Genomic DNA, 9678 nt, shown 5'->3' with positions numbered 1-9678 from the left:
TTCCCTCATCCCAGCAAAAAAAATGTCAAGATTTCTTTCTAAAGTGGTCCATTTCTCGTGTATTTATATATTAGAGACACTAACCAAAGAGAGAAAGATGAAACAAATGCACGAAATGATGCTTCCGAAGCATGAAAAAGCTACGGTGTCATCACTCGAAACTTCAATGTCTAAACTTATGGATGCCGGTAAGGCTATTGCAGAAGAAGAAAGAAATGCTTCAGCATCGTCAGTTGACGAGCAAATGCACGAAATGCTTACTGCAAGGGGCGAAGCTAGTGAAACCGTCTACGATAAAGCTTGGGCAAGATTTGAAGAAAGTCACGCTGCAAAACTTGTGAAGAAAGGTCTTTCTGAAAGTGCGATGTTCAGGGAACTTCTCAAAATCGCAGAGCCAACGCATATTGGTGAATGCCCAGGGATGCTGAGACTAGACCAGCAATAGGAGTACAGATGTTAACAGAAAAACTAAATGAAGAAGAAGCTTATAGTAGGCAACACAACGGTCCTGTCGACGGTTTTAACGCCGCATTGATTAAAACGGATGAATGGAGGGAGTTCGTAAAGGTAAGCTTACCTCGTGAGCCAGAAAAGCTTTTGGCGCTACTAGACAAAAACCTAAGGCGAGTCAGAGATATTGTCATATTTAATGCAAATGGCCTAAGAGACGACATAGCATTCAAGTTGTCAATCAAAACAAATCAAAAAGGCCAACAACGCCAGTCTTGGAAAAAGGTTGAATCGGAATTGCTTTATACGCTTTTGAACTGTGAGAATTTCAAATACAGCGTGACGAGTGGAAAGTGTCTTGTAGACCTACGTGCTAAGCCACCAAAGTTAATCATGAATTGCTTAGAAACAGCACTAGGAGGATTGAATGCGTGATAAGAAACAAAGGTTAGTGGCTATTTACAAAGAACTAAAAGCAGAACTTAGCGCTGAGCCCACCGCAAAGCACATCCAAAACGTATTTGCTAAGAGACACAATCAAACCATCAGCGATGGTTACATCTGTAACACAATCGGTGGGTTTAGGAAAAGATCAGGGATCGTTTCTGGAAAAAAGAAGAACCAAAAGAAGAATGCGATATTGGAATCAATCCGGCTTCTGCTCAATGAACTAGAGAAACTTAAATAAACAAAACAATCCTAGGTTTAGTAAATCGGCCTAGAATCTCCTACCGACTCGTTGTTGGTAAAAGTTCGATATCTGATATCGGATCTCCTTTAGGGGTCTTTGGTCGCTGCCTTGACTAGAGCCCCTTTTAAATACAAAAGTCTTGATTTATACCTCTACAAGACTGATGACGCCTAGGAAAGTCTCCTAGTTTTAGCCGCTCTTTCTGGTTTTTCATACTTCCCAGTCTGAGTGGCTTTTTCTTTGATGACGGCGATTGAGCCCACTTTTTCTCTCTACGTCCCTGCTTTTCTCCGTAAATGGCCTTTTTTTTCTGTCTAAAAGGCCACTTTTTCTCTTTAATTTCTCTCTTTTTCTTTTCTAAAACAGTGGTTTTCAATGGGTTTCCGCTACACCCGCTAGTTCTCATATACTGTATTTATCTTTACTAAACCTTGCCTTGTAAACTGTGGGCATAGCAAAGCAAAGGCAAGTGGAGTTGAAATCTTTAATCCCAACCTGTTCACAAGCCACTAACCCTAACGTGTGTGCCATTTTGGCAGCGCAAACAGCCCATGCGCCATATCGGCAGCATTAATCTTCATTCTTTTCTTCTTCAGCCTGTAGTCTTGGTTCTAGTTTAGAGGCGTGAGTTAATCCCGGCTTGCCTGCGCCTGGAATGTATCCAGCGGATTTGGTGGGGGCATCAAGAAAACCTTCTGGCAGAGCGCCCTGAAGGTCTGTTGAATTGACGATCCCGCGTTCAATTAGCAAACGCAATCCGCCAGCATCGACCAGGGTCTTAAGGGCGGATTCGCTTACCTCATCCTGAACTTTTTCAAACTGCATTCCTGCTTCATGCAAGGCGTCTCCAAATTCGTCGTAGACCGGGCCTTCTAGATTATTGGCTTTGCAATACCCCGTCAAAAGACGTTGAACCAACCTCCCCCACTTTATCGACGCCAGGATCGCTGTGAACGATCCAGTGCGGTTTGCTCGCAATACATCGCGAAGCTTGTTGAGCTTGTCGCTTACGATGCTAGAGTCGATTTCTTTTGAAGCTATGATCCGCTCAAGAACATCAACAACCCTGTCAAAAAGCGCCGGCATCCCCAACGAGTCCCGTGCATCTGCGAATATTTTGTCAAAGTTAACTTCGCTAGCTTGCGTGGTCTGAATCGGCTGTTTGACCACGTGCCAGTTTTCAAAAAGCCATTTATGGAACTGGCCCGCGAGTCCACCATTCGGTCTGTTGACCTCGACTGGTTTCGCGAGATTTATTCCATTCCTAATCCAACCCGGCTGGTCCTGTTCTGCCAAAATTGCTCTTAAGTGCTCAGAGGCGTGCTGGAATGCAACGATGTGCTCTTTGCACTTTGCCAGATCGCTTTGGGGGCACTTCTCTACGGCCTCTAGCGCTGCCTTCTTGACTTGTGCGTGCCGTTCATGCAATGCGCGTCTGAATTGCTCGGTGCTTTCGTCCATTCTCCGCCTACCCCAATTCTCCACTGGTCTTCTGCTAGTTAATCCAGAGTTTCCTAGAACACGAACTAGATTACCACCCCCCTCTCTCTTCTCTTTACCAGTCTTCCCAGCACAGGAACCCAAATTTTGCTGGCTCTGGAGTCTGATCCATCCCCTTTGGCTAAGACAAATAGAGATATACTCTATCTATGCACATAAAAAAAAGATCTCAAAATAAGAATATCGAATCCTGAGAAAGTCTCAAGGGGATACTTGCGGGGCGTTTTGTCTTTGTCGTAAAGGTATACTTGTGGGTTGCGCTTTGCCGGTGGAAGTGTATACTTGTGTTGTATCTGTTTCTAGATCGGGCTTACGCCCTTCCTGATTTTTCGCAGGACTTGTTTCCAAATTTCGACTTAGGAGAAATGTCGTGAATGCCAAAAAAGCTTTGTCCATCGAGGCCGCTGCTGCCCAATTAGAAGAAGCCATTGCCGCCAACCAATCTGAAATCGCCGATGAAGTTCGTTCTATCAGAGAAAAGCTAGAGAGGCTTGTAGCGCTTGTCGGGCCGAATGCACTTGGTAACGAGATTCAATCCGAAGTTTCCGCACTAGCTGGTCTGTTCGGTGCCCCCAAGTCTTCAAAGTCCAAAACTGGTGGAGCCCCTAAACGCTCCAGAGTTTCAACCGAAGACAAAATTGAGTTTGTGAGGGGGCAACTAAGCAAAAACAAAGGTGGAGTGCTGAAGTCTGATTTTCTCAAAGCCGCCAAAGACGAATTCAATACCAATGTGTCCGGTAATTTCTTGGATGCTGCCCTAGAACCCTTCAAAACTGAAGGTGGTGGGAAGGGAAAGCCTGTAAATGTGACGCTCAAGTAACGGCCCCCTATTTTTCTTTTTACTAAACCCTCCCCTGTAAAGAGGTTTCCTATGGCGACAATGCGAAAGAACAAACAAGGCGACTGGTCGATATCGATTCAATCCCTTGGTTTGAACTCTACGTTTTCAACGAGAACGAAGAAGAAGGTGGACGCGAACCGGATTCTAAGAGAAATCGAATCTCGCGTCGACAAAGTGAAGGTGGATGGAACCCACTCTTTTCATGACTGGTCCAAGAAAGACCAGCTAACCTGGGTCAAGACTGGAAAAGAACCTCGGCTAGCTCAAGAGGCTATCACTGTCCGTGAAGCCTGCCAGCGTTTTGTTGAATTTAAGAAGGGACAGAATCGAGCCCTGAACACGACGCGGGGATACGGCTTTGATTTGGCCCCAGCAAAGAAGCATTTTGGAGACCTACCGCTGAAAGACCTTACTGCATCGAGGTTGCAGGATTGGGTTACGGTGCTTTCCAAAACGACAATCACGAAGGGAGCCAATCGGGGAAAGAAGCTAAGCGTACAAACTCAGAAAGTGAAGGTAGGTGCCCTGAAGCGGGTTGTTCGCCATTTCCAAAGCCTTGGAGAATCCGGTTTAAATGACCGGGTTTTTGACGCTGTGACCTATGGGGTGGCTCAGCCAGATAAGCTATCCAATTTAACCCCTTGGATTGACTTTGACCGTAGGGTTGTCGAGCTAGAACGCCTGGGAATTGCTCAAGATACCGAGGGAGCGTTTAAACAGATCATCCTTACGGAAAGCCAATTGAAGGAGCAGCTAAGCCACCTGGAAAAGTCTCTCTACATTGATGGGACTCTAGCCACAATTCGCCTCTACGCCACCATCTACTTCTGTTGTGTGACAGGGGCAAGAAGAAGTGAGCTAGCGAGAGTGAGACGAAGGGACTTAATTCTGTCCGATGACCTTCCGCTAGTCACGCTGCTGAAACGCAAGGGGCGGAAGGAAAGAGACCTTCTGCTACAGAAAGTGGTTCTGCCCAACAGAATCGCCCCAATCCTTGAAAGGCTACTACGGTTACTTCCTGCCGAGCAGGAGTGCATCTTTACCTCAGATGACGACCATATGACCCAGAATGGCTTCAACGAGAGAAAGGAGGCTGCGAAGGCGAACTACCTTTCTAAGCACCTAAACATCGCCCTGAAAGATACGAAGTGGGAACACGCTGCTGGCTGGCATTTGTACCGCCACACTTTCGCGTCTCGCCTCCTAGCTTCCGGATATTCGAAGACAGACGTTAAGGAGATAGTGGGTTGGTGCAGCGACCAAATGGCTCAACGCTACCAGCACCACACTTTCGACAGGAAGGCGGCGATTGCCAATCAGCTTGCCTCAGCACTCTGACTTTCCGAGGCTTTTTAAAGCCGAGTCATGTTCTCATCATGTTTTCTGCCCGCCTCAATCTCTAGACTGAATCGGGGCAATGCCGAGTTGAATCGGCAATTTACGGAACGAAAAGACAGGGTGAGTGACGGGATTCGAACCCGCGACATCTGGAACCACAATCCAGTGCTCTAACCAGCTGAGCTACACCCACCGCGATGGTGACGTGGCAAATCCGGCGAACGTTTCCGCGGTGAAAATGCCAACGAGATTCAAGACTTTATCCGCCGTCGAAAGTTCGGTCAACGGTCCGAAAATTTTCTCTTCCGGTCGCGTCACCGCGGCCGCGGAAAAACCGCTTCAACCGGCGAAGTTTCACGTCCGACGGGCGCTGGCACGCGACTGATTCGGCAGCTTCCCCATCGCTCCAACTCTCTCCGTCGCCCCCAAATCGAATGGCGCGTTGCACGGTCCGTTTTCGGATCCTCCACCAGCGGGTAATCTATCGCCCGAACACCCCGATTTCCCGAAACAGCGTTTTCGCTCCATTAAACTCCATGGCTCGCCGCAAGCTTCCAAAAAAGACCCCGCGCGGTCCCTCCAACCCGCCGCCCGACGGCAGCACCGAGTCTGCGGAAACCGAGTCTGCGGAAACCGAGTCTGCGGAAACCGAGGCGGCCGAAACCGAGGCGGCGGATTCGGCCCAGCAGGCGGAGCTGACGGCTGCCGGTGCGGTCGGTCCCCCCGGCCCGTTTTGGGTCGGGTTGATCAGCGCCGCGATCTTGGTGCATCTGGCAGCGCTGTTTTTGTCCTACTCGGCTCTGATCGAACCCTCGTCGACCCATTCCAGTCTGTTGGACCTGGCGTCGCCGTACCTGCGTTCGACGCATTTTGCCGCCGACGGTCGTCGATTTTATTTGGCACACGCCACGCCCGACGAGCAGCCCCATCGGCTGCAATTCGCGTCGGCCGGTCAAGACGGTGATCTGGTGATCGACCGCCAAACCGAGTGGACGACGGTCCAGCCCGGTGGGGCGGCGGGGTTCGCGGCGTCGGATCGTTACGGCCGTTGGATGGCGCTGGCGGCGACGCTGGCTCAATCGGAACGCCCGAGTTTGGCTGCCGCCTTGTTGATGCCGTTGATTTCGGCCGATCCGTCGATCGATGCGGTCCGCGTGGTGCGTTTGCCCACCCAGTTGACCACCGTCGCCGACGATTCCGCACCGCCGGTGTATCTGGCCCGGGTCGTTCGCAGCGGCGATCAGGTGAGGCTGGTTTCCATCGGCGCGAAGCGATTGTCGACGTACGCCCGTGACCCGCTGGCCGGTGTCGAAACCGAAGCCGCTGCCGGGGACGCTGCCGGGGACGCTGCCGGGGACGCTGCTGCGGACGCTGCTGCGGACGCTGCTGCGGACGGCGGGGAGGCGATCCAGCCATGATGGCAACGGCTTTCGCTCGCTGGAGAGAGTTTTGGTTCACACCGTCACCGATCGCGTTGCTGCGGAATGTGCGTCGCGGGCTGTGCCTGGTCGCCGCTGTCTACTTCGCCTCGGCACTGGGAGACGTGGACACCTGGCTGCCCCGCGGTGCCCCGGCGTCCAGTTCGAATCTGGCGACGTTTTTTCGCACCGCGGAATTGACCGGCGACGCCCGCTGGATGGTCTCGCCATTGTTCATCTGGGACGCGTTGACCGGCGAATCGTCACTCGGCGAATCGGCGTTGGTTTATCGGCTGTACCTGGTGGTCGGGATCGCGTTGGCGGTTTTCGCGGCGGCCGGTGATCGGTTGGCCGGTTGGAACGCGCCGAAAAAACTGGCGGCCTTCGGGGTGGGCAGCGGGCCGACCGTGTTGCTTTGGATCTGGTTCGTCGGCTGGGCCAACCGGATCGTTTTGCTCGCCGGAACGGTTGAGCCCTTGTTGAGCGTTTCACTGGCTGCGGTCGCGATCGCCCCGGCGGGTCGGGCCTCCGCGTCTCCAGCCGCGGCGGACTCGGACCCCGGTCCGATCAGCTGGCGGGCGACGCTGGCCGGGCGACTGTTGGCGGTCCAAACGACCCTCGTCGCGTTGATCACGACGGCAACGCTGCTGGCCAGCCCGGTCTGGTGGAACGGCACCGGTGCGTATGCGTTGGTGGCCCCCGCCGAAGATCGCTTCATCAACGTCATCGGGACGTTTTTCGAAACGCCGGCGATCTACGAGGTGTTGACGGCATTGATCGTGTGCGCGTTGCCACTGGGGGTCTTTTTGGCCTGGAAACCGGCCACACGCAAAATCGGCGTCGCGATCATGGTGGCTTGGAGCGTCGTCGTCGGCCTGCTGTCGGCCAACCTGCTCTACGCCGTGACGCTGGGGATCGTGTCTACCACCATCGGAGCTTTAGAAAGTCACCGCACCCCCGCCGGAGTGATTGGGGCAAAATCGCTCAACGGCGGAAGCACGGCAACGAAAGCCTAGACGCACCATCAGAGCCGATGTGCTCAGCGGTCTGGCGGATTCTTACAATTTGTTACCATCGCGTTCCCGGTGTGCTTCGAGCCGCTCGGGTTCGTCCAACTTTTTTACCTTCAACAGGGAATTTGACTGGTGAGCAGTTTGAAAGGAAAGATCGTCGCGATCACCGGCGGTGGCACCGGAATCGGAGCCGGAATCGCCACGGCACTCGCCCAAGCGGGATGCCGCGTCGCGATCGGCGGCCGACGGCTGGAGAAACTTCAGGCCGTCGCAGACGCGGTCCATTCGGAAACCCCGATCCATTGCCACACGTTGGACGTCGCCGATCCGGCCAGCATCGACGCGTTCTTCGCCGACGTGAAGTCGCATTTCGGCGACCCCGACATCCTGGTCAACAGTGCGGGCATCAACATCCAAAAGCGGACGATGGCCGAAATGGTCCCCGAGGACTGGGACCGCGTGATGCAGATCAACGCTACCGGTGCCTACCGCTGCATCCATGCGGTGTTGCCGGCGATGCGTGCGCGGCGCGACGGATTGGTCGTCAACATCTCTTCGGTCGCCGGCAAACGGGCGATCTCGCTGGGCGGCGTCGTTTATTGCGCCAGTAAATTTGCGATGACCGCACTGGGCACGGCGATCAGCAACGAAGTTCGCGAGGAAGGCGTGCGGATCACCAACGTGTATCCCGGCGAAGTCAACACGCCGATCTTAGAAAACCGCCCCAGCCCGGTTTCACAGGAACACAAGGATTCGATCCTGCAACCCGAAGACATCGCGTCGGTCGTCGCGACCATCTGCGCCCTACCGCCGCGGGCCAACGTGCCCGAGGTCGTGATCAAGCCGACCAAGCAGGAATGGGTTTAGCCGGGCCACGCACCGCGTTTCCGGTCTTCGACTATGCTGTGGCGTTCGGAATAGGGGTGAGAAGATTTTGGAGGTAAGAAAATGGGGCAGGCGGTTGCCCGTGTTGCTTTCACAAAATCTTCCAACCCCAAAATCTTCTTACCTAAAAACGACACGCCAAATCCACCAAGCCTGCTCATGACGCGATCCCTTTCCATGACGCGATCCCTCTTGCTGTGCCTGGTCTTGATCCCGGCCGCCTTTTCTGCCGGCACGCCTGCATCTTCGCAAGACCGCGTGGAGCCCACACAGCGGCGGTTCACCATCCCGGCCGACGAGGCGATGCCCGGCGCCGGGCCGGTCCGCCGCTATGACTGGTTCAAAAACGTTTGGGACCAGCGCCGGACCACGTTCCAAGCCAACCGCGCGGCCAACCAGGGGGCGGTCGTCTTTTTGGGCGACTCGATCACCCAGGGCTGGCGCGATGACTTTTCAGGCGCGCTTGCCGGAATGCGAAAAGCCAATCGTGGGATCAGCGGCGATACCACTCGCGGCATGCTGTACCGTTTGGAAGAGGACGTGATCCGCTTGAATCCGGCTGCGGTCGTACTGCTGATGGGGACCAATGACTTGGAGGAAAAAGCATCGCCGGAGCAGATTGCCGACAACGCCCTCTTAATTCTTGCGATGCTGAAAAAACACAGTCGCGAGATGCCGATCGTGTTGTGCGAAGTGTTTCCCAGCAGCGCCACGAAGTCTCGCCCCGCCGAAAAAATCCAAGCGCTCAACCGGCTCTATCGCGAGCTTGCCAAAGGTGACCCGCAGGTCACCGTGATCGACACGTGGACCTTGTTCGCCGATGAAAACGGTGATGCAAAGCCGAGCGAATTTCCTGATCTGCTGCACCCCAATGCCGCCGGCTATGCCAAATGGGAAGCCGCATTACGTCCGATCTTCGCAACCTTGGGATTGATCGAAACCGAGGCGGATGCGTTCAAGATCGAATCCGACGCCGTCAGTTTGTTCGGCGGCACGGATCTGAGCGGATGGGGCTATCGGCGGACGACCGACCAAATGCGAAAATCACGCGACCGTTGGATCCCCAAAACCAACGGCGCGGTGGTCTGGCCACTTGTCGAACAAGACGTCGCCTTTGACGGAAAAACAGCGACGCCGGACGGGCGGTACCGTGCGATCGCCGGCCGATTGGTCGTCACCACGCCTCCCGAAGGCCGCAAGATCCAGCAATTATGGACCACTCGGGAGTTCGACGAAGACTTCCAGCTGATCCTGGAGTTTCGCGCCACGCCGATGGCCGACAGCGGCGTCTTCATCCGCGGAAAACAGCTGCAGTGCCGCGACTACGCCTTGGCCGGTCCCTACAACAACCTGGACAATTACCGCGCCGGAGACTGGAATGAATTGGTCATTACCGTCAAAGGGACGTCGGCACACTGCACCTGCAACGGGGAAGTGATCGAAGACGCCTTCCCGGTGCCCGAGTCCGGTCCGATCGGATTGGAAGGCGATCGCGGCCAAGTCGAATACCGACGCATTCGTCTGCGTAATCTTGGGAGTTGA

General features: G+C 54.1%; 11 protein-coding genes and 1 tRNA gene. 9 read left to right on the top strand and 3 right to left on the bottom strand.

What is annotated here, in order from left to right; translation table 11 throughout:
• From H1B37_RS30085 to H1B37_RS30075, 3 genes are all read left to right on the top strand, one after another.
• A partial coding sequence (locus H1B37_RS30085; RefSeq protein WP_220498445.1) for a hypothetical protein occupies positions 1-445 on the top strand: 445 nt, incomplete at its 5' end.
• 8 nt (positions 446-453) lie between these two features.
• On the top strand, positions 454-885 hold the full coding sequence (locus tag H1B37_RS30080) for a hypothetical protein (RefSeq protein WP_182870988.1): 432 nt from the start codon (positions 454-456) through the stop codon (positions 883-885).
• A complete protein-coding gene (locus H1B37_RS30075) occupies positions 878-1138 on the top strand; it encodes a hypothetical protein (protein ID WP_182870987.1) in 261 nt (86 codons plus the stop codon). Before H1B37_RS30080 ends, H1B37_RS30075 begins: the two co-directional genes overlap by 8 nt.
• A 127-nt stretch (positions 1139-1265) precedes the next feature.
• On the opposite strand, the gene H1B37_RS30070 is transcribed toward H1B37_RS30075, so the two are convergent.
• Positions 1266-1517 carry a hypothetical protein gene (locus H1B37_RS30070; RefSeq protein WP_182870986.1) on the bottom strand — a complete coding sequence of 84 codons (252 nt, stop codon included), beginning with the start codon at positions 1515-1517 and terminating at the stop codon, positions 1266-1268.
• Positions 1518-1711: 194 nt separating this feature from the next.
• Positions 1712-2602, bottom strand: a complete 891-nt coding sequence (locus H1B37_RS30065) for a hypothetical protein (RefSeq protein ID WP_182870985.1) — start codon at positions 2600-2602, stop codon at positions 1712-1714.
• Between the two features lie 409 nt (positions 2603-3011).
• On the opposite strand from H1B37_RS30065, the gene H1B37_RS30060 reads away from it, so the two are divergent.
• Together H1B37_RS30060 and H1B37_RS30055 are read left to right on the top strand one after the other, a co-directional pair.
• Complete coding sequence (locus H1B37_RS30060) at positions 3012-3461, top strand: hypothetical protein (RefSeq protein WP_182870984.1); 450 nt, start codon at positions 3012-3014, stop codon at positions 3459-3461.
• Positions 3462-3521: 60 nt separating this feature from the next.
• Positions 3522-4820: a tyrosine-type recombinase/integrase gene (locus tag H1B37_RS30055; RefSeq protein ID WP_182870983.1), complete on the top strand. Its 1299-nt coding sequence runs from the start codon at positions 3522-3524 to the stop codon at positions 4818-4820.
• A 119-nt stretch (positions 4821-4939) separates the two neighbouring features.
• On the opposite strand, the gene H1B37_RS30050 is transcribed toward H1B37_RS30055, so the two are convergent.
• Positions 4940-5013: transfer RNA gene (locus tag H1B37_RS30050), tRNA-His, on the bottom strand.
• A gap of 343 nt (positions 5014-5356) precedes the next feature.
• On the opposite strand from H1B37_RS30050, the gene H1B37_RS30045 reads away from it, so the two are divergent.
• The 4 genes from H1B37_RS30045 to H1B37_RS30030 all read left to right on the top strand — a co-directional run bounded on the left by H1B37_RS30045 (position 5357) and on the right by H1B37_RS30030 (position 9678).
• Complete coding sequence (locus H1B37_RS30045) at positions 5357-6238, top strand: hypothetical protein (RefSeq protein ID WP_182870982.1); 882 nt, start codon at positions 5357-5359, stop codon at positions 6236-6238.
• Complete coding sequence (locus tag H1B37_RS30040) at positions 6235-7254, top strand: hypothetical protein (RefSeq protein ID WP_182870981.1); 1020 nt, start codon at positions 6235-6237, stop codon at positions 7252-7254. Before H1B37_RS30045 ends, H1B37_RS30040 begins: the two co-directional genes overlap by 4 nt.
• Before the next feature lie 126 nt (positions 7255-7380).
• Positions 7381-8118 carry an SDR family oxidoreductase gene (locus H1B37_RS30035; protein ID WP_220498446.1) on the top strand — a complete coding sequence of 246 codons (738 nt, stop codon included), beginning with the start codon at positions 7381-7383 and terminating at the stop codon, positions 8116-8118.
• Positions 8119-8313: 195 nt separating this feature from the next.
• The gene (locus H1B37_RS30030; protein WP_286178366.1) at positions 8314-9678 is read left to right on the top strand and encodes a GDSL-type esterase/lipase family protein; all 1365 of its coding nucleotides are present in this window, start codon (positions 8314-8316) and stop codon (positions 9676-9678) included.

This window comes from Stieleria mannarensis, from assembly GCF_014154935.1.
GTDB lineage: Bacteria > Planctomycetota > Planctomycetia > Pirellulales > Pirellulaceae > Stieleria > Stieleria mannarensis.
Note: the sequence above shows the minus strand (reverse complement) of the source record. Positions and strands in the feature narration are given on the sequence as shown.